This is a genomic window from Rhodococcus rhodnii NBRC 100604 (genome assembly GCF_001894925.1).
GTDB lineage: Bacteria > Actinomycetota > Actinomycetes > Mycobacteriales > Mycobacteriaceae > Rhodococcus_F > Rhodococcus_F rhodnii.
Genome location: NZ_BCXD01000009.1, coordinates 93092 through 111909 on the forward strand (window position 1 = coordinate 93092; position 18818 = coordinate 111909).

The window sequence follows — 18818 nt, forward strand, 5'->3', positions numbered from 1 at the left end:
TGAGATGCTAGCGCAGCCGTGCTCATCCTGCGAGGAGCGCCGCACGCAGAGTTGGAGTGGGACATGACAGAGAACGCGCGGCCACGGACGTTGGCCGAGAAGGTGTGGGACGACCACGTCGTCGTTCGCGGTAGCGACGGTGGCCCCGACCTCATCTACATCGACCTTCATCTCGTGCACGAGGTGACGAGCCCGCAGGCGTTCGACGGTCTGCGTCTCGCCGGCCGGCGGCTGCGGCGCCCCGATCTCACGATCGCGACCGAGGATCACAACGTCCCCACCGTCGACATCGACCGCCCCATCGCCGATCCCGTCTCCCGCACGCAGGTCGAGACGCTGCGCCGCAACTGCGAGGAGTTCGGCGTCCGGCTGCATCCGATGGGCGATCTCGATCAGGGCATCGTGCACGTCGTCGGCCCTCAGCTCGGCCTGACCCAGCCCGGGACGACGGTCGTGTGCGGCGACAGCCACACGTCGACCCACGGTGCCTTCGGCGCTCTCGCGATGGGCATCGGGACGAGTGAGGTCGAGCACGTCATGGCGACCCAGACGCTCTCGCTCCGGCCCTTCCGCACGATGGCGATCACGGTCGACGGGACTCTCCCCGAGGGCGTCGGCGCGAAGGATCTCGTTCTCGCGATCATCGCCGAGATCGGGACCGGCGGCGGCCAGGGGCACGTCATCGAGTACCGCGGCGAGGCCATCCGTGCGCTGTCGATGGAAGCGCGCATGACGATCTGCAACATGTCGATCGAGGCGGGCGCCCGGGCCGGAATGATCGCCCCCGACGAGACGACCTACGACTACCTCGCGGGACGTCCGCACGCCCCGAAGGGGGCGGACTGGGACGCCGCGGTCGCGGCGTGGAGCCGGCTCGCAACCGACGAGGGCGCGCAGTTCGACCGGGAGGTGCGAATCGACGCCACCACCCTGACGCCGTTCGTGACGTGGGGCACGAATCCCGGGCAGGGGGCACCGCTGGGATCGGCCGTGCCCGATCCCGAGTCCTTCGCGGACGAGGCCGAGCGCACCGCCGCCGAGAAGTCGCTCGCGTACATGGATCTCGAAGCCGGAACGCCGCTGCGCGACGTCGCGGTCGACACGGTGTTCGTCGGATCGTGCACGAACGGCCGCATCGAGGATCTCCGCGAGGTCGCGGGACTCCTCGACGGGCGGACGGTCGCCGACGGCGTCCGCATGCTCATCGTTCCCGGTTCGATGCGCGTCCGTGCCCAGGCCGAGGCCGAAGGTCTCGGCGAGATCTTCACTGCCGCAGGCGCCGAATGGCGCCAGGCCGGATGCTCGATGTGCCTGGGGATGAACCCCGATCAGCTCGCACCGGGCGAGCGGTCGGCGTCGACGTCGAACCGCAATTTCGAAGGCAGGCAGGGCAAGGGCGGCCGTACGCATCTCGTGTCTCCCGCCGTCGCGGCGGCGACCGCGGTCCGTGGAACGCTCTCCGCCCCCGCGGACCTCGGCACGCTCGGAGCGAGCGCGTCCGGCACGAGCACGAACTGAGCAGGAGAGTCAGATGGAACCTTTCACCACTCACACCGGCATCGGCGTTCCGCTGCGCCGCTCCAACGTCGACACCGATCAGATCATCCCCGCGGTCTACCTCAAGCGAGTCACACGAACGGGATTCGAGGACGGGCTCTTCGCCGGATGGCGGCAGGATCCGAGCTTCGTGCTCAACACGCCGCCGTTCGATCGCGGTTCGGTCCTCGTGGCCGGACCCGACTTCGGGACGGGCTCCTCGCGCGAGCACGCCGTGTGGGCACTGTCCGATTTCGGTTTCCGCGTCGTGATCTCGGCGCGATTCGCGGACATCTTCCGCGGGAACGCCGGTAAGGCAGGGCTGGTCGCGGCACAGGTGGAGCAGTCGGACGTCGAGTTGCTGTGGAAGCTCATCGAGCAACAGCCCGGTCTCGAGCTGACGGTCGACCTCGAGAGCAAGACCGTCTCGGCGGGAACGACCGTGGTGGCGTTCGAGATTGACGACTACACGCGGTGGCGTCTGCTCGAAGGACTCGACGACATCGGGCTCACATTGCGGCAGGTCGAGGCGATTTCGGAGTTCGAAAAGGCAAGGCCGTCATGGAAACCGGTGACGATCGCGGGCAGTGGCGGAACGGACGGTACGAACTGAGATTCGCAGCACTGTAGACGCATCGCGGATTCCGAAAGAGCGGACGTCGCAGGACCGTAAATACAATTCACAGCGGACATTCGAGGGCGCGCCGTGCGAGAACTGGCGTGGCCCATGATGTTCATGCCGTAGTCTTGGGTTCACTGTTGAAAGCAGGCGGTCCAGAGGTGGGCCGAAATCTCGCGGAGGAATCCATGAACAAGGCAGAGCTGATCGACGTTCTGACCGAGAAACTCGACTCGGACAGGCGAACCGCAACCGAAGCCGTCGAGAACATCGTCGACATCATCGTCCGTGCCGTGCATCGTGGCGAGAACGTCACCATCACCGGTTTCGGAGTGTTCGAGCAGCGTCGCCGCGCCGCTCGAGTGGCACGCAACCCGCGTACCGGCGAAACCGTCAAGGTCAAGCCGACTTCCGTCCCGGCGTTCCGTCCCGGGGCTCAGTTCAAGGCGGTCATCGCCGGCAGCCAGAAGCTTCCGGCTTCGGGTCCCGCCGTCAAGCGCGGCGCAACGGCCCCGATCAAGAAGGCCGCCAAGAAGACCGCCGCGAAGAAGACCACGGCGAAGAAGACCGCGGCCAAGGCACCCGCCAAGAAGACGACGGCGGCCAAGACCACGGCGGCCAAGACCACGGCAGCGAAGAAGACCGCGGCCAAGGCTCCTGCGAAGAAGACCGCGGCGGCCAAGAAGACCACGGCCACCAAGGCGCCCGCGAAGAAGACCACGGCGGCCAAGAAGACCACGGCCACCAAGGCGCCCGCGAAGAAGACCACGGCGGCCAAGAAGACCGCGGCCAAGGCTCCTGCGAAGAAGACCGCGGCGGCCAAGAAGACCACGGCCACCAAGACCGCGGCGAAGAAGGCCCCCGCCAAGAAGACTGCGGCGAAGAAGACCGCCGCGAAGCGCGCGAAGTAACTCGCACCGCCTCCGGATCGACACCGACGGCGACGCACTCATCGAACGATGGGTACGTCGCCGTCGGTGTTTCGACGGGAGTGTGTTCGGAAGAGCGCGTTCGACTCCGCGCCCCGGTCAGGTCTTGGGCAGTGGCGAATCGATGTGGTCGGCGGCGACGAGCTTGCCGTCGAGCAGCGACAGTACCCACGTGCTCGCCTTCAGGCCACGCGCCGGCGGCAGCCGAACGCCGTCGCGTTCCGCCCACCATGCCATGACGTCCGGAATGACTCCGCCCTGGCTGCACACGACCCTGCCCTCGCCGAGCGAGGCGATCTCCTGCAGACGGTCATGGGCTGCACGAGGATCCGCGACGTAGGCCTCCTCGGACAGCGTCGGTTCCGACTCGATCGGCGTCCCCAGCACGATGGAGAGCGGCTCGAGGGTCTGGACGCACCGCGTGCGGTCGGCGGAGTGCAGGTACTCGGCACCGAACGCTTCGAGCACCGGCACCAGCGCGTCGGCCTGACGCCGCCCCTTCGATTCCAGAGGGCGCAGCCGATCGTCGCCGCGATACTTCTTGCGGCTCCCGGCCTTCGCGTGCCGCACGAGCAGCAGCGTCGAGGTGTCGGGCGGCAGATCGAGGAACTCGCGGAGCACCTTGCGATCCATCGGATACGAGAGATGATCCTCCGCCTCGGCGGCGGGGAGCCACCGCAGCTCGTCGACTTCGTCGTTGGGGACGAACGAGCCGGAGACGGCCTCCGCCGTCCAGTAGAGCACCCGCTTGAGTTTGCGGTGCCCGGGCACCGGGTACGTCTCGGCGCGAAGGTACCGCCCGAGACGTACGTCGAATCCCGTTTCCTCGCGAACCTCGCGAACCTCGCGTACCGCAGCGGATATCGCGGTCTCGCCCGGATCGAGCTTGCCCTTGGGAAACGACCAATCATCGTATTTCGGACGATGGATGATCGCGATCTCGAATTCCCGTTCGCGCTGCGTCGAATGCCGCCACACCACGCAACCCGCCGCGAAGATGTTCGCCTTCACCTGTTTCACCACGCGCTCGGCCTCCCGTCAGGCGCCCGGGTCGATCCGACTGCGCATGAGCGCCTGCTGATGTTCGCGGACGTCGTCGCGATCGTGTGGCGACGCCACCCAGCTGCCGTCGCCGTGCAGCACCCAGCACCGCGTGCGGGGATCGAGTGCGGAGTCGAAGATGTCGGAGAGCTGCGCCGTCAGACGCGGATCCTTCACCTGCACCATGACTTCGACGCGACGATCGAGATTGCGGTGCATCATGTCGGCGCTGCCGATCCAGAACTCGTCGGTCGCGCCGAAGTGGAACATCCGCGAATGTTCGAGGAAGCGGCCGAGGATCGAACGCACCTCGATGTTCTCGCTCAGCCCGACGACCCCCGGTCGCAGTGCGCAGATACCCCGGACCACGATCTGGACGGGGACGCCGGCGAGCGAGGCCCGGTACAGCGCATCGATGACCTGTTCGTCGACGAGGGCGTTGGCCTTGAGGCGGATTCGGGCGGAGCCGTCGCCCGCGACCTTCGCGTCGATCTCCCGCGCGATGCGATCGATGATCCCGGTCCGCACGCCGTACGGCGCGACGAGAAGATTGCGGTACTCGGACTTTCGGGAGTAGCCGGTCAGCGAGTTGAACAGGTCGGTGAGATCCGCGCCGATCTCCGGTGCCGCGGTGAGCAGTCCGATGTCCTCGTACAGGCGTGCCGTTTTCGGGTTGTAGTTGCCCGTGCCGATGTGGCAGTAGCGCCGGATGTGCGAGCCCTCGCGGCGCACGACGAGGCACGTCTTGCAGTGCGTCTTGAGACCGACGAGCCCGTACACGACGTGGACGCCCGCCTGTTCGAGCTTGCGGGCCCACCGGATGTTCGCCTGTTCGTCGAAGCGTGCCTTGATCTCGACGAGGGCCACGACCTGCTTGCCGGCGGACGCGGCGTCGATGAGAGCGTCGACGATCGGCGAATCTCCCGACGTGCGATAGAGCGTCTGCTTGATCGCGAGGACCTGCGGATCGGCCGCGGCCTGCTCGATGAATCGCTGCACGCTCGTCGAGAACGAATCGTACGGATGCTGTACGAGCACATCGCCTTCGCGGAGCGTCGAGAACACGCTCTTGGGGGTCTCGCGCTCGCCGAAGGCCGGGGGAGTCGCGGGGACGAAGGGGACGTCCTTGAGTGCGGGCCGGTCGACGCCGTACACCTGCATGAGGCTCGACAGATCGAGCAGTCCCGGAACCTGCACGACGTCACCGGGATCGACGTCCAGTTCGCGCAACAGGAGTTCGAGCATGTGATCGGTCATGTCGTCCGAGACCTCGAGCCGGACCGGCGAACCGAACCGGCGCCGTGCGAGTTCGCGTTCGAGTGCCTGCAGCAGATCCTCGTCGCGATCCTCCTCGACCTCGAAATCCGCGTTGCGTGTGATGCGGAACACGTGATGCTCGGCGATCTCCATGCCCGGGAACAGCACGTCGAGGTGCGCCGAGATCAGGTCCTCCATCGGGAGGAAGGCGTCGATCGCGCCGGGGGAGTCGTCCCGCCGAACCCGGACGAAACGGTCGACGTTGTCGGGGACCTTGACGCGCGCGAAATGTTCGCCGCCGGTGGCCCGATCCTTCACCGTCACCGCGAGATTGAGGCTCAGGCCGCTGATGTAGGGGAAGGGATGCGCGTGATCGACCGCGAGAGGCGTCAGGACGGGGAAGACCTGATCGGTGAAGTAGACCGAGAGCCGCCGCCGATCGCTCTCGCCGAGCTCGGACCACGCGATGACCGAGACTCCCTGATCCGCGAGAGCGGGGCGCACCTCGTCGAGAAAGACGCGAGCATGCTTGACCGACAACTCCTGATTGCGCCGCGCGATGAGCGCCAGCTGCTCGCGCGGCGACAGCCCGTCTGCCGACCGCACCGAGAGGCCCATCTCGTCGCGGCGCTTGAGTCCCGCGACGCGCACCATGAAGAACTCGTCGAGATTCGACGCGAAGATCGCGAGGAACTTCACTCGCTCGAGAAGGGGGAGCGAGGGGTCCTCGGCGAGCGCGAGCACCCGCGAATTGAAGTCGAGCCAACTGAGTTCGCGGTTGAGATAGCGGTCGTCGGCGAGATCCGCGGTGTGAGTGCTCGGCAGCGAGACGGTCGCCGCGGGCGGCGCCGTCGGAATCGACGGGGAGACCGGCGCCACCACGGGACCCGCCTGCTCGCCATCGGTGCGATCGGACCCCGACGCGGAGCGCGCGCGAGAACCGGACGCGGAACGGGACGGACGCGAGGACACGCTGTCGGAAGTACTCACGGTTCGATCATCCACGACTCTCGCCACCTCCGACAATCGATGACGCGAAGTGCCGGCGAACACCCGGCAGCGACAGCGTCTCCGCCGTCGCCGGCCCCACGCCGAGGTGCACCGCCGCACGCAGATCGTCGCCGGTGTCGACGTCGGTACGCAGCCCCGGCCACGCCCCCGCCAGGGCGTGTGCCCCCGACGCGCGGTGGCGGAGCGCCGAATCCGCCCCGAACGCGGGAGCGAGCGGCCGCAGCGGATCGCCGTGGATCAGCAACGCCGTGCCGGTCCCGTGCCGATCGGTGACGAACGCGCGCGGGGTCGAGCCCGTATGGCGCAGAACGTCGTCGAGCTCGGCGCCCGTGAGCGAGGGCAGGTCCGCCTGGAGCGCGACGAGCATCGCCTCCGGGTGGGACGCGCGTACCACGTGGGCCGCGGCGGCGAGGGCGCGATTGAGCCCGTCGTCGGGGCCGGCGCCGTCGCGCGGCCCCTCGTCCGTGCGGGCCGCCGGATCCGCGATCACCCGCGCCCCGAGCAGGCGTGCCCGTTCGGCGATTCTGGCGTCGGGCGTCACGACGATCGCGTCGTCGACACCGCGCGCGGACGTCGCGGCGGCGAGCGTGTCGGCGAACATCGCGACGACGAGTTCGGCGCGAGCGCCCGGGTCCACGGCGTGATCGAGGCGGGACTTCGCGATCGCGAGGTCCTTGACGGCCATGAGGACGTGCACCCCGCCGCCGGGTGGACGAGGATCGGGGGTGGCCGCGCTCCCGCGTGGGGTCGTGTCGCCGGACGGCATGCATCGATCTTGCCAGTGTGCGGGCGTTAGTGTGGCAGCGGACCGAACATCGGGCGACGAGATCGGCGAGCCGGCGAGCCGGAAGGCAGCCGGCGAGCGCGACGAGTGGAACACGAACAGCGGAAGAGGGGGCGATGTGAGCGAAGCCGTCGTGATGGGCGCGGGATCGTGGGGGACGGCGCTCGCGAAGGTTCTCGCGGACGCCGGGGGTGACGTCACGATGTGGGCGCGGCGCGACGAACTCGCGCGGGTCGTGGACACCGAGCACGAGAATCCGGACTACCTCCCCGGCATCGCGCTGCCGGAATCCATTCGCGCGACGCACGATCCCGAGGCGGCTCTGCGCGACGCGGGCCTCGTCGTGCTCGCGGTTCCCTCGCAGACGCTGCGTGCGAACCTCGACGACTGGTGCTCGCTGATTCCGGAGGACGCCACGATCCTCAGTCTCGCCAAGGGAATCGAGACGGGCACGCTCATGCGCATGACGGAGGTCGTCGCCGGGACGACGGGCGCCGATCCCCGTCGCGTCGCCGTTCTGTCGGGCCCGAACCTCGCCCGCGAGATCGCGCTCGGTCAACCCGCGGCAACCGTCGTCGGATGCACCGATCACGACCGCGCACGGCTCGTGCAGAAGCAGCTCGCGACCGGATACTTCCGTCCGTACACGACCGACGACGTCGTCGGCTGCGAGATCGGCGGCGCGTGCAAGAACGTCATCGCGCTCGCGTGCGGCATGGCCGTCGGAGTGGGACTCGGCGAGAACACCGTCGCGAGCATCATCACGCGCGGACTCGCCGAGATCATCCGGCTCGGGGTCGCGTGTGGTGCGAAACCCGCGACGTTCTCGGGACTCGCGGGCATCGGCGACCTCGTCGCGACGTGCACCTCGCCGCTCTCGCGCAACCGCTCGTTCGGTGAGCGGCTCGGGCGCGGCGGCTCGCTCGACACCGCGCAGGCCGCGACGCACGGACAGGTCGCCGAGGGCGTGAAGTCGAGCGGCTCGATCCGCGAACTCGCGGCGCGCCACGGCGTCGAGATGCCGCTCACCGACGCCGTCGATCGGGTCTGCCACGAAGGACTCGCGGTGCAGGAGGCCATCGAGCAGTTGCTGGGCCGTAGCACCAAACCGGAGTACCGCCACGACTGGTGATCCACCGCGACATCGCGCAGGCCGTGGCGCGCGCATCGCCCCGGTTCCCCGGTACGGTTTGGGACGTGAGCACACCCCGCACCAAGGTCGCCGTCGTCTTCGGTGGCCGTAGCAACGAACATTCGGTGTCCTGTGTCTCGGCCGGCGCGATCCTGGGTCACCTCGACACCGACCGCTACGAGATCGTCCCGATCGGCATCACGACCGAGGGGCGCTGGGTGCTCGGCCCGTCCGATGCGGGCGAGCTGACCATGAGGGGACGCGAACTGCCCGCGGTCGACGCGACCGGCGCCCGGCTCGCCCTCGCCGCCGACCCCTCCCGCGCCGGCGAGCTCGTCGCTCTCGACGGCGCCAGCGCACAGGACGCCCTCGGCTCCGTCGACGTCGTCTTCCCCGTCCTGCACGGGGCCTACGGCGAGGACGGCACCCTCCAGGGGCTGCTCGAACTCGCGGGTGTGCCGTACGTCGGCCCCGGTGTCCTCGCGAGCGCCGCGGGAATGGACAAGGAGTTCACGAAGAAACTCCTCGCCGCCGAGGGCATTACGGTGGGGACGCAGATCGTGCTCCGCCCGCACGATCCCACCCTCACCGACGAGCAGCGAGCGACGCTCACGCTCCCGGTCTTCGTGAAGCCCGCGCGGGGCGGCTCGTCGATCGGCATCACCCGGGTCAGCGACTGGTCTCGGCTCGACGACGCGATCGCCCACGCCCGAAGCCACGACCCGAAGGTCGTCGTCGAATCGGGTATCGACGGACGCGAAGTCGAATGCGGTGTCCTCGAGTTCCCCGACGGCGACGTCCGCGCGAGCGCCGTCGCCGAGATCAAGATGGTCCAGGACGGCGACGCGTTCTACGACTTCGACTCCAAGTACCTCGACGACGTCGTCCAGTTCGACGTACCCGCGAAGCTCGACGACGAGACGACGGAGCAGATCCGCGAACTCGCGGTGCGGGCGTTCCGTGCGCTCGACGCCCAGGGGCTCTCCCGCGTCGACTTCTTCGTGACGAAGGACGGGCCCGTCGTCAACGAGGTCAACACGATGCCGGGATTCACCCCGATCTCGATGTACCCGCGGATGTGGGAGGCGACCGGACTCGAGTACCGGGACCTGCTGTCGACGCTCGTCGAGACGGCGCTCGCCCGCGGCACCGGGCTTCGCTGACGCGCCGTCAGTTGCCCGGGACCGGGATCGGTGCCGGATCGATCGGCGCCGGGGGCAGCGTGTCCGCCATCACCTCGGAGAACACCTGCAGCGGCGTCGGCCCCGACCCGTTCGGGATCGTGACGCCCACGTAGATCCCGCGATCCACGGCGAACCAGCTGCTCGACTCGAGGCCGATGCTCTCGCCCGACACCTCGAACCACTGCACGTCGTCGACGATCTGCAGTGCCGACGCCTGATCGAACTCGAGCGGACGGTCGACGCCGCACCGAAGCACGATCGGTTCGTTCGGCTCGTCGTCGAAGGTGACGACCCGCCACGCGGCGGTCGCCTCGGGAGCCGGTTCCACGAGGGACGCTCGCTCGAAGTCGCCGACGGCCTCGGGCAGTGCGTCGAGCAGCGACGCGCACTGCGGCGAGCCCGACTCGGGCGCGGGGACGGGGCCCAGCGAAACGGGCTCGGGATCTGCGGACCGGCCCGCGAGCAGCGCCGAGACGATCACGGCGACGATCACCGCGACGGGAAGCGCGACCGCCGTCGCGAGGACGGCGGGACTGCGCACCGGACGCGCGCGTCCGGTGTCGGTGGGCTGCTCGTCCGCACGGCCCGCGGCCGTGTCGCCGTGGCCTGCAGGCGTGTCGCCGTGGCCCGTGCTCGTCTCGTCGTCCTTCACGATATCCTACTCGGTAGAGTCGCTCCCAACTCGTCCGAAACTACCGGGCTCCGCCCACTCCGTACATTTCAGGGAGCACTCATCGAACCGCCCGTCGACCCGACCGTGACCGAGGTCGGGGAGTTCTCGCTCATCGACCGCGCGACCGCGCGCCGTCGCCAGCCTGCGACGACGGAAATCGGGCCGGGCGACGACGCCGCAGTGGTCCGCGCCCCGGACGGGCGCGTCGCGATGTCGATCGACATGCTCGTCGAGGGACGGCACTTCCGGCTCGACTGGTCGTCGCCGCGGGACGTCGGTGCGAAGGCCGTCGCGCAGAACGCCGCCGACATCGCCGCGATGGGGGCACGGCCCACGGCGTTCGTCGTCGGGATCGGATGCCCTCCCACGACCGCCTCGTCCGTTCTCGACGAGCTGTCGGACGGAATCGGCAGTGCGGCAGAGGAACTCGGTGCGGGTGTCGTCGGCGGAGATCTCGTGCAGGCGCCGTCGCTCATCGTCTCGGTCACGGTTCTCGGGGACCTCGAGGGTCGCGCCGCGGTCGAACGGAGCGGCGCGCGCGACGGCGACGTCGTCGCCGTCGCGGGGCCGCTGGGCCGATCGGCGGCGGGTTACGCACTGCTGCGAGAGGGCATTACGGACGGCCCGCTCGTCGACTCCCACCGCGTGCCGACGCCGCCCTACGCGAGCGCACTCGCCGCGGCGCGTGGTGGTGCGCACGCGATGATCGACGTCTCCGACGGCCTGCTCGCGGACGTCGGTCACATCGCGGCGGCATCCGGCGTCGTCGTCGACATCGACTCGGCGGCGGTCCCCGTCGACCCCGCCGTCGCCCGGGTCGCGGCGGAGCGAGGGGTGGTAGCAGCTCTGGACTGGACCCTCACCGGTGGTGAGGATCACGCGTTCGCGGCGACCTTCGCCGACGGCACCGTGCCGGCCGGCTGGACTGTGATCGGCACCGTGCGTGCGGCGTCGCCGGACGCGGGCGTCCTCGTCGACGGCGTGTCCTGGACGGGTTCCCCGTCGTGGGAGTCGTTCACGTAGTAGCCGATATAGTCCTTCCGCGTCAGCAATGCAGGTGGAGGAGAGTGCAGTGCCCGTACCCGTGTCCGAACTCGTCGACCCCGGATGGGCCGCGGCGCTCGCGCCCGTCGCCGACCGCGTGACCGAACTCGGGGAGTTTCTGCGTGCCGAGAACGCCGCAGGGCGCGGTTACCTGCCGTCGGGCCCGAACGTGTTGCGCGCGTTCACGGTTCCGTTCGAATCGGTGAAAGTGCTGATCGTGGGCCAGGATCCGTACCCGACTCCGGGACATGCTGTGGGACTGAGCTTCTCGGTGGCGCCCGACGTCCGGCCGGTCCCGCGCAGCCTCGCCAACATCTACACCGAGTACTCCGCGGACCTCGGTCACCCGACGCCCTCCACCGGTGACCTGACGCCGTGGACGGAACAGGGTGTGCTCCTGCTGAACCGGGTGCTGACGGTGACGCCCGGCAAGCCCGCCTCGCATCGGCGGCGCGGCTGGGAGGACGTCACCGAACAGGCCATCCGGGCGCTGGTCGCGCGGGGGACGCCGCTCGTCGCGATCCTGTGGGGACGCGACGCGCAGTCGCTCGCCCCGATGCTCGGCGACGTCCCGCGGATCGAATCCGTTCATCCGTCGCCGCTGTCCGCCTCACGCGGGTTCTTCGGGTCGAAGCCGTTCGGGCGAGCCAACGCTCTGCTCACCGAGCTCGGCGCCGAGCTCGTCGACTGGCGACTGCCGTAGCCGGTCCCGCGGCGCGGGGCGTCAGGCGGGCGCCTCGCCGGGCTCGACGACCTCGCCGGACTCGGGCTGCGACTTCGCCGTCGTGAAGTCGGGACGCCGCTTGGCGAGGAAGGCGTCGACACCCTCGCGCCCGACGGAGCTCTCGGCCGCCTCGACGATCGAGGCTGCTTCGGCGTCGAGCTGCTCGTCGAGCGACGCCGCGGGCGATGCCGCCAGCAGACGCTTGGTGCCCTGATAGGCGCTCGTGGGGCCCGCCGCCATCGTTCGCGCGACACGGAGTGCTTCGGACTGGACGAGTTCGTCGCCGACGATCCGGTGCAGGATGCCGAGCCGAGCAGCTTCGTCGGCGGCGATCGTCTCGTCGCCGAGCAGGATCTGGCGAGCACGGGCGTGCCCGACGATGCGGGGGAGCGTCCACGAGAGTCCGCCGTCCGGAGTGAACCCGATGGACGAGTACGCGGGACGGAGCTGGGTCGAGGGACCGCCGAGTGCGATGTCGGCGAGGCACACGAGGCTCATGCCGGCACCTGCCGCCCAGCCCTGCACGCCGGCGACGATCGGCGCGGGGGTCGCGGCGAGGGCGCGCACGAACCGGTGGAGCAGGGCCGCGTCCGCCGCGAGCCGCTCGCCGCGGTCGGGCGCTGCGCCGAAGGCGGCGACGTTGCCGCCCGCGCAGAAGTTCGCGCCGGTGCCGACGAGAAGGACGGAGCCGATCTCCCAGCCGAAGGCCTCGAGCGCGCGAGTGCCCTCGGCGATGCCCTCGGGATCGAAGGAGCACCCGTTGTCGGCGCGTGCGATCGTGATGCTGAGCACCGATCCCTCGAACCGGGTGGGACGGTCGCTGTCGATATCGGGTGAAGTCACGACCCCGCACTCTAACGTGAAGACGCGAAAGGCCCCGAAGCGCATGCTTCGGGGCCTTTCGACGCGGGACGTGTCAGGCGCGTGCGACCTTGCCGGCCTTGAGGCACGAGGTGCACACGTTCAGCTTGCGGGTGTTGCCGGGGGCGACCTCCGCACGAACGGTCTGGATGTTCGGGTTCCAGCGACGGTTGGTACGCCGGTGCGAGTGCGAGACCGACTTCCCGAAGCCGGGGCCCTTGGCGCATACGTCGCAGACGGCAGCCATGTCGCGAACTCCTTCGAGATGGGGATGGTGAATCCGTAGGTGTGTACTGTCCTGCCCGATTCGGGCGAACTCCCGTCCGCGGAGAACCGCGCCGGAGCATGCCGAACCGTGCGCCTCGTCAGAGGCAACCCTGCAAGGGTAGCCGTTACGCGGGGCAAAGGCCAAACCGCGCCCGCCGATGCGCTGCACTAGGCTTGCGGGCACACGTTCGGCGGGTGGTCGCCACTGCGCGGCCGCGCGTGCCGGTGCGAGCGGCGTGCCACCGAGAGGACCGTACCGATGACGACCGAGAGCGAGACCGCCGCCGATGCGGCGGCGCCTCGGGATTCCGGGAAGGCCGTGGCCGCTGTGTCGTCGAACCGGACGGGCATCTCCGCCGCGCCGACGGCCGAGACGGGCACCGCCGCAGACGCGTCCGGCCTCGTTCTGCTCGACTGGGCACGGGCCGCCGTCGCAGCGCTGGACGACCGCCGTGCGGCGATCGACGAGATCAACGTCTTTCCCATTCCCGACGGAGACACCGGCACCAATCTGCTGTTCACGATGCGGTCGGCACTCGCCGCGGCCGAGAACGCCGCGCGTGCGGGCAGGCCGGGCGTGCACCGGATCGCGGTCGCGCTCGCGCACGGCGCCGTCGCCGGTGGGCGTGGCAACTCGGGCGTGATCCTGTCCCAGATCCTTCGTGGCCTGGCCGAGGCGACGGCCGGTTCCGGGTCGTCCTCGGCCGACGCCGAGTCGCGGGTCCTCGACACCGCCGTCCTCGCCGCAGCGGTCCAGGCGGCGAGCAATCTCGTCGCCGACGCCGTGAGCCGGCCGGTGGAGGGGACGATCGTGACGGTGCTGCGCGTCGTCGCCGATCACGCGGCGCGGCTGCCACACTCGACCGGCCTGGTCGACGCAGCGTCCGCGATCGCCGGCGTCGCCGCCGACGCGCTCGACCGCACGTCGGGGCAACTCGACGTCCTGCGCGAGCGCGGTGTCGTCGATGCCGGTGCGTACGGGTTCGTCGTCGTGCTCGACGCCCTGGTGGCCGTCCTCGGCGGCGAGCCGCCGCGCCGGGAGATCGGCCGCGCGCCCGCCGCGGCACCCGGCCGTCACGACCACGAGCATCACGCACACCACGACCCCGGTCCGGGCGGGCCCGACTTCGAGGTGATGTACCTCGTCGGCGAGTCCGACGCGGACCGGATCTCGGCGCTGCGCGTCACCCTCGACGCGTTGGGGGACTCGGTCGTCGTCGTCGGTGACGGCGCGGGATCGTGGTCGGTCCACGTGCACTGCGCGGACGCGGGCGGTGCCGTCGAAGCGGGCCTCGCGGCCGGCGTCGTGAGCCGCGTGCGGATCTCCAGCTTTCTCGTCGACGAGCGTCGCGGGCGGCACGGCGCGGTCGACCGGGGCAGGGAGCAGTCGCACGACAACCCCGACGCACATCGCGGCAGCCCGGGGCGTCCGGCGGGACGCGCCGTCCTCGCGATCGCATCAGGGGACGGCGCCGCCGCCCTCTTCGAGGCCGAAGGTGCGACCGTGCTGCGCAGCGACGAACCCGTCACGCGGGCGCACCTGCTCGGAGCGGTGCGCTCGCTCGGGCGTCCCGAAGTGATCGTGCTGCCGAACGGTGCGCTGCCACCCCAGGAACTCGTGACCGTCGGTGCGGCGGCCCGCGACTCCGCTCACGAGGTGCTCCTCGTCGCGACGTCGTCGATGGTCCAGGGACTCGCCGCGCTCGCGGTGCACGACGACGAGCGTGGCCTCCTCGACGACGCCTACACGATGTCGGAGGCGGCGTCGTCGACCCGCTGGGGATCGGTGCGGATCGCGGGCGAACGCGCCCTCACCTACGTCGGGCCGTGCGAGCCGGGCGAAGCGATCGGACTCATGGGCCACGAGGTCGTGGTGATCGACGAGGACGGTGCGGCTGCCGCGATCCGTCTCGTCGACCTCGCCGTCCGCACCGGTGGCGAACTCGTGACGCTGGTCGTGGGCGGTGGTGCGCCGCCCGGATTCGGCGATCGGCTCCGCGAGCACATCGAGCACCGGCATCCGGGTGTCGAGGTGATGGTCTACAACGGAGGCCAGCACGCCGAACTGCTGCAACTCGGTGTGGAGTGACGTCCGTCCGTACAGGAGATTCGATGACACCGCGTCCGCTGACGCTCGCCGATCCGATCGACGCCGTCGTGTCCGACGACGACGTTCGGACCGCGCTCACCACCGGTTTCGGCATCCGCACCGTCGAGGACCTGCTGCGTCACTATCCGCAGCGGTACGCCGCGCAGGGGCGCGATCTCGGCGAACAACAACCCGACGAGGGCGCCCACATCACCGTCGTCGCGACGGTGCGCTCCGCGAAGCCGGTCAAGATGCGGAACCGGCCGGGGTCGCTGCTGCGCGTCGTCCTCGACGCGGGTGGGCGGAGCGTCGACGCGACGTTCTTCCAGGCCCACAGGGTCTCCCACGTGATCCGGCCCGGCGTGCGCGGGATGTTCTCGGGGACGGCGAAGTGGTTCCGCGGGCAGTGGGGACTGACGCACCCGAGCTATCTCATCCTGCCGGCCGGTGAGAAGAAGGACGGGCACGCGGGCGCGCTCGCCGACGTGCACGGTGCGGGAGCCCTCGCCGGACTCGCACGCGCGGCCGGCGGCGACAGCGAGTTCTTCGAGACGATCATGGCACTGCCCCACCTCCCGATCTATCGCGCCGGCAAGGGAATCGAGAGCTGGACGATCCTGCGGTACGTCCTCCTCGCCCTCGCGCGGTTGCGCCACGTCGACGACCCGGTCCCCGACTCGATCCGCGACGGCGAGAATCTGATCGGGCTCGACGAGGCGCTGCGGCTCGTGCACGTCCCCGATTCGCAGCGCGACATCACCCTCGCGCATCACCGGCTCCGGTTCGACGAGGCGCTCGCGTTGCAACTCGTCCTCGCGCGGCGTCGTCACGACAACGACGACCGTGCGGCACCACCGTGCCCGCCGGTCTCCGGTGGACTCGCGGCCGAGTTCGACGATCGACTGCCCTTCGAGCTGACGGCGGGCCAGCGCGAGGTGGCCGGCGAGATCGCCTCGGACCTGTCTCGGGCGCACCCCATGAGCAGGCTGCTGCAGGGCGAGGTGGGCTCGGGCAAAACGATCGTCGCGCTGCGCGCGATGCTCCAGGTGATCGACGCCGGTCACCAGTGCGCGCTGCTCGCTCCCACCGAGGTCCTCGCGACCCAGCACGCGAGGTCGATGCGCGCGATGCTCGGGCCGCTCGGCATCGCAGGCGAACTCGGCGCCGCCGGACACGCGACGCGCGTCACCCTGCTCACCGGTTCGATGTCGACCGCCGCGCGGCGGCAGGCACTGCTCGACGCCGTCACCGGTGAGGCCGGAATCGTCGTCGGCACACACGCTCTCATCCAGGAGGGCGTCGAGTTCTTCGACCTCGGGATGGTCGTCGTCGACGAGCAGCACAGGTTCGGCGTCGAACAGCGCGACGCCCTGCGGTCGCGTGCACGCGAAGGGCTCAGCCCGCACCTGCTCGTCATGACGGCGACGCCGATTCCGCGCACGATCGCGATGACGCTGCTCGGCGACCTCGAGGTGTCGACACTGCGCGAGCTGCCCCGCGGCCGCTCGCCGATCCAGAGCAGCGTCGTGCCCGCGAGTACGAAGCCTGCGTGGGTCGCGCGGGCGTGGCAGCGGGTCCGCGAAGAGGTCGGTGCGGGGCGGCAGGCCTACGTCGTGTGCTCGCGCATCGGCGACGACGAGCCACCGGCGCGCGGGAAAGGATCGGGCGCGAAACGCGGGGCGTCGAAAGAGAAAGACGAGAAGGAGAACCCGACGGTCGCGGCCGTGGATCTGTATCGAACGCTCTCGGGCGACGTGCTCTCGGACTTGCGTGTCGGGCTGCTGCACGGTCGCCTCCCGGCCGACGAGAAGGACGCGGTCATGGCCGAGTTCACGGCGGGCGACATCGACGTCCTCGTGTGCACGACCGTCATCGAGGTAGGCGTGGACGTACCGAACGCGACCGTCATGGTGATCGTCGACGCGGACCGGTTCGGCGTGAGCCAGCTCCATCAGCTCCGCGGCCGGGTGGGGCGCGGCGCGCACGCGGGCCTGTGCATCCTCGTGACGGAGACCGGGCCGGGCAGCCCGACCTTCACGCGGCTCTCCGACGTCGCCGCGACCAACGACGGGTTCGCGCTCGCGCAACTCGACCTCGAAGCACGGCGCGAAGGCGACATCCTCGGCGCAGCGCAGTCGGGAGTCGGTGGCACCTTGCGGCTGCTCTCGCTCATCGAGCACGAGGACGTCATCGCGACGGCGGCCCGGTACGCGACGGAGGTCGTCGCCGAGGATCCAGCGCTCACGGCGCACGAGGGCCTCGCGCGCATGGTCGATGCCGCCCTCGACGGCTCACGAATCGACTACCTCGAGAAGACCTGACCGTACGGGTCACGCCGCGGACGGGCGGCGTGTGCCGGGTGGTTCGAAGCGTGGTCTGCCTCGCGGTGTCGGGACGATCCGCCAGTTGCTGTGGTGAACATGCCGATGGTGCTTGCCGCACAACAACACTGTGTTGTCGAGGTCGGTGGGTCCGCCGTCTGCCCAGTGCGTGATGTGGTGTGCTTCGCACCAGCTCGGTGGGGCGGTGCAGTTCGGGAACGCGCAGCCGCGGTCGCGGACGGTGAGTGCGCGGCGTTGTGCGGGGGTGACGAGCCGCGTGGTGCGGCCCATGTTCAGTGGGACGCCGTGGTCGTCGATCACGATCGGTGTCACGTGCGCATCGCACGCCACCGCACGCGCCGTCTCCGGGGTCAGCGTGCCGCCCCACGGCATCCAGGGCAGACCGATGCCGTCGAGTAGGGCGGTGACAGACACGGTCACCCGCTCGTCGTGGTCCGGCGGCTGTGCTTTCAGGTCTCGATGGTGGATCAACACCGTCACGTGGGGCTTCTCGGCGGCTTCGTGCCCACTGTCGCCCGCGTCGAGGTGGCGTCGGCAGATCTCGATGAGTCCGTCCGCCCGCCGTTGCCCGGCCGAGCGCGGATCACGCGTTCCGTCTCCTGCTGGGCGCGGTGCTGACAGCTTCGAGAGAGCGGTCGACAGAATCTCACCCGAGAGGGCGTCGAGGTCGCCGTGCAGCACGACCCGGCCGTTGAGGGTGTTCGAGATGGTGAGGGTGTTGAGGTCTTCGCGTTCACGGGTCGTCGGCCCGTCGGTGTCGGTGTCGAGGCGCGCCCGCAGTGTCTCGATCGCAGTGCGTACCGACTTCGTCGCGGTCTCGGGTCCCGGCGCGGCCGCGGCCAACAGCGCATCCCGGCAGGCCGCAATCACGGCCGCATGTTCGTCCGGGTCGGTGTCCGCCAGCGCTGCGAGCAGCGACGGCGGCGTGTCGAAGAACGTGCACAGCATGCCCGCGGGCCGCGGTGAAATCCGCTGTTCGGCAACGGCAGCGGCGATCTCGGGCTCGGTTCGTAGGCTTGTTCCCAGCGCTGTGACGTCGCGTGCCTCACCGATTTCGAGCATCGTGTGGGCCGCGAGCCAGGCCCCGGCGTCGCGGTAGCCGGCTGCGGTCGCGAGGCCACGGTCGGCGAGCTCGCCCATCAGTGTGATCCGCCGGGCCTGCAACGCCTCGATCTGCCGCGACACGTCCAGCACCGTGGTGGACAGTTCGGTGTCACCGAGCTGCCACGGCTCGACGCAGACCGCGTCTACGCCGTGTGCTGTGTGTGAATCCCCCGACCCCATGCGACGAATCTAGTTCGTACACCCGTTCGATGCAAGACCTA

16 protein-coding genes are annotated in these 18818 nt (G+C 69.9%); 9 read left to right on the forward strand and 7 right to left on the reverse strand.

Annotated features, from left to right (window positions below):
- Window positions 1-63 precede the first annotated feature (63 nt).
- The 3 genes from leuC to RR1_RS08285 all read left to right on the forward strand — a co-directional run bounded on the left by leuC (window position 64) and on the right by RR1_RS08285 (window position 3066).
- Entirely contained in the window at window positions 64-1518 is a 1455-nt protein-coding gene (leuC, locus tag RR1_RS08275) for a 3-isopropylmalate dehydratase large subunit (RefSeq protein WP_051111183.1), read from the forward strand.
- A gap of 13 nt (window positions 1519-1531) precedes the next feature.
- Window positions 1532-2149, forward strand: coding sequence for a 3-isopropylmalate dehydratase small subunit (leuD, locus tag RR1_RS08280; protein ID WP_010838500.1), 618 nt, complete (start codon window positions 1532-1534; stop codon window positions 2147-2149).
- A 194-nt stretch (window positions 2150-2343) separates the two neighbouring features.
- Window positions 2344-3066: an HU family DNA-binding protein gene (locus tag RR1_RS08285; RefSeq protein WP_072713620.1), complete on the forward strand. Its 723-nt coding sequence runs from the start codon at window positions 2344-2346 to the stop codon at window positions 3064-3066.
- Window positions 3067-3183: 117 nt separating this feature from the next.
- On the opposite strand, the gene RR1_RS08290 is transcribed toward RR1_RS08285, so the two are convergent.
- The 3 genes from RR1_RS08290 to cofC form a co-directional block, all read right to left on the reverse strand.
- A complete protein-coding gene (locus RR1_RS08290) occupies window positions 3184-4104 on the reverse strand; it encodes an NUDIX hydrolase (RefSeq protein ID WP_238559061.1) in 921 nt (306 codons plus the stop codon).
- A gap of 18 nt (window positions 4105-4122) precedes the next feature.
- A complete protein-coding gene (locus RR1_RS08295; RefSeq protein ID WP_010839636.1) occupies window positions 4123-6264 on the reverse strand; it encodes an RNA degradosome polyphosphate kinase in 2142 nt (713 codons plus the stop codon).
- A 115-nt stretch (window positions 6265-6379) separates the two neighbouring features.
- Window positions 6380-7159, reverse strand: coding sequence for a 2-phospho-L-lactate guanylyltransferase (cofC, locus tag RR1_RS08300; protein ID WP_081634228.1), 780 nt, complete (start codon window positions 7157-7159; stop codon window positions 6380-6382).
- Window positions 7160-7295: 136 nt separating this feature from the next.
- Between cofC and RR1_RS08305 the strand changes: the two genes are divergently transcribed.
- Both RR1_RS08305 and RR1_RS08310 read left to right on the forward strand, forming a co-directional pair.
- Window positions 7296-8309, forward strand: a complete 1014-nt coding sequence (locus RR1_RS08305; protein WP_040774736.1) for an NAD(P)H-dependent glycerol-3-phosphate dehydrogenase — start codon at window positions 7296-7298, stop codon at window positions 8307-8309.
- 65 nt (window positions 8310-8374) lie between these two features.
- Entirely contained in the window at window positions 8375-9472 is a 1098-nt protein-coding gene (locus RR1_RS08310) for a D-alanine--D-alanine ligase family protein (protein WP_040774735.1), read from the forward strand.
- A gap of 7 nt (window positions 9473-9479) precedes the next feature.
- On the opposite strand, the gene RR1_RS08315 is transcribed toward RR1_RS08310, so the two are convergent.
- A complete protein-coding gene (locus tag RR1_RS08315; protein ID WP_010839631.1) occupies window positions 9480-10145 on the reverse strand; it encodes a DUF3515 domain-containing protein in 666 nt (221 codons plus the stop codon).
- A gap of 105 nt (window positions 10146-10250) precedes the next feature.
- Here RR1_RS08315 and RR1_RS08320 point away from each other — a divergent pair, with 105 nt between their 5' ends.
- A complete protein-coding gene (locus RR1_RS08320; RefSeq protein WP_010839630.1) occupies window positions 10251-11189 on the forward strand; it encodes a thiamine-phosphate kinase in 939 nt (312 codons plus the stop codon).
- Window positions 11190-11217: 28 nt separating this feature from the next.
- Window positions 11218-11913, forward strand: a complete 696-nt coding sequence (locus tag RR1_RS08325; protein WP_010839629.1) for a uracil-DNA glycosylase — start codon at window positions 11218-11220, stop codon at window positions 11911-11913.
- 21 nt (window positions 11914-11934) lie between these two features.
- Here RR1_RS08325 and RR1_RS08330 read toward each other — a convergent pair whose 3' ends face one another.
- Window positions 11935-12777, reverse strand: a complete 843-nt coding sequence (locus RR1_RS08330) for an enoyl-CoA hydratase/isomerase family protein (RefSeq protein WP_010839628.1) — start codon at window positions 12775-12777, stop codon at window positions 11935-11937.
- A gap of 73 nt (window positions 12778-12850) precedes the next feature.
- A complete protein-coding gene (gene rpmB, locus RR1_RS08335) occupies window positions 12851-13042 on the reverse strand; it encodes a 50S ribosomal protein L28 (protein WP_040774727.1) in 192 nt (63 codons plus the stop codon).
- A 279-nt stretch (window positions 13043-13321) separates the two neighbouring features.
- Between rpmB and RR1_RS08340 the strand changes: the two genes are divergently transcribed.
- Window positions 13322-15151 carry a DAK2 domain-containing protein gene (locus tag RR1_RS08340; protein ID WP_010839626.1) on the forward strand — a complete coding sequence of 610 codons (1830 nt, stop codon included), beginning with the start codon at window positions 13322-13324 and terminating at the stop codon, window positions 15149-15151.
- A gap of 23 nt (window positions 15152-15174) precedes the next feature.
- Window positions 15175-17472 (forward strand): ATP-dependent DNA helicase RecG, encoded by a 2298-nt coding sequence (recG, locus tag RR1_RS08345; protein ID WP_010839625.1) that lies wholly within the window; start codon window positions 15175-15177, stop codon window positions 17470-17472.
- A gap of 9 nt (window positions 17473-17481) precedes the next feature.
- Here the strand turns inward: recG and RR1_RS08350 are convergent, their stop codons facing one another.
- Window positions 17482-18777: an HNH endonuclease signature motif containing protein gene (locus RR1_RS08350; protein ID WP_010839624.1), complete on the reverse strand. Its 1296-nt coding sequence runs from the start codon at window positions 18775-18777 to the stop codon at window positions 17482-17484.
- Between the last annotated feature and the right edge of the window lie 41 nt (window positions 18778-18818).

Bases quoted from the DNA above. Each gene is read 5' to 3' on its own strand.
- leuC (WP_051111183.1), top strand. From the start codon at position 64: ATGACAGAGAACGCGCGGCCACGGACGTTGGCCGAGAAGGTGTGGGAC.
- leuD (WP_010838500.1), top strand. From the start codon at position 1,532: ATGGAACCTTTCACCACTCACACCGGCATCGGCGTTCCGCTGCGCCGC.
- RR1_RS08285 (WP_072713620.1), top strand. From the start codon at position 2,344: ATGAACAAGGCAGAGCTGATCGACGTTCTGACCGAGAAACTCGACTCG.
- cofC (WP_081634228.1), bottom strand. From the start codon at position 7,159: ATGCCGTCCGGCGACACGACCCCACGCGGGAGCGCGGCCACCCCCGAT.
- RR1_RS08325 (WP_010839629.1), top strand. From the start codon at position 11,218: ATGCAGGTGGAGGAGAGTGCAGTGCCCGTACCCGTGTCCGAACTCGTC.
- rpmB (WP_040774727.1), bottom strand. From the start codon at position 13,042: ATGGCTGCCGTCTGCGACGTATGCGCCAAGGGCCCCGGCTTCGGGAAG.
- RR1_RS08340 (WP_010839626.1), top strand. From the start codon at position 13,322: ATGACGACCGAGAGCGAGACCGCCGCCGATGCGGCGGCGCCTCGGGAT.
- recG (WP_010839625.1), top strand. From the start codon at position 15,175: ATGACACCGCGTCCGCTGACGCTCGCCGATCCGATCGACGCCGTCGTG.
- RR1_RS08350 (WP_010839624.1), bottom strand. From the start codon at position 18,777: ATGGGGTCGGGGGATTCACACACAGCACACGGCGTAGACGCGGTCTGC.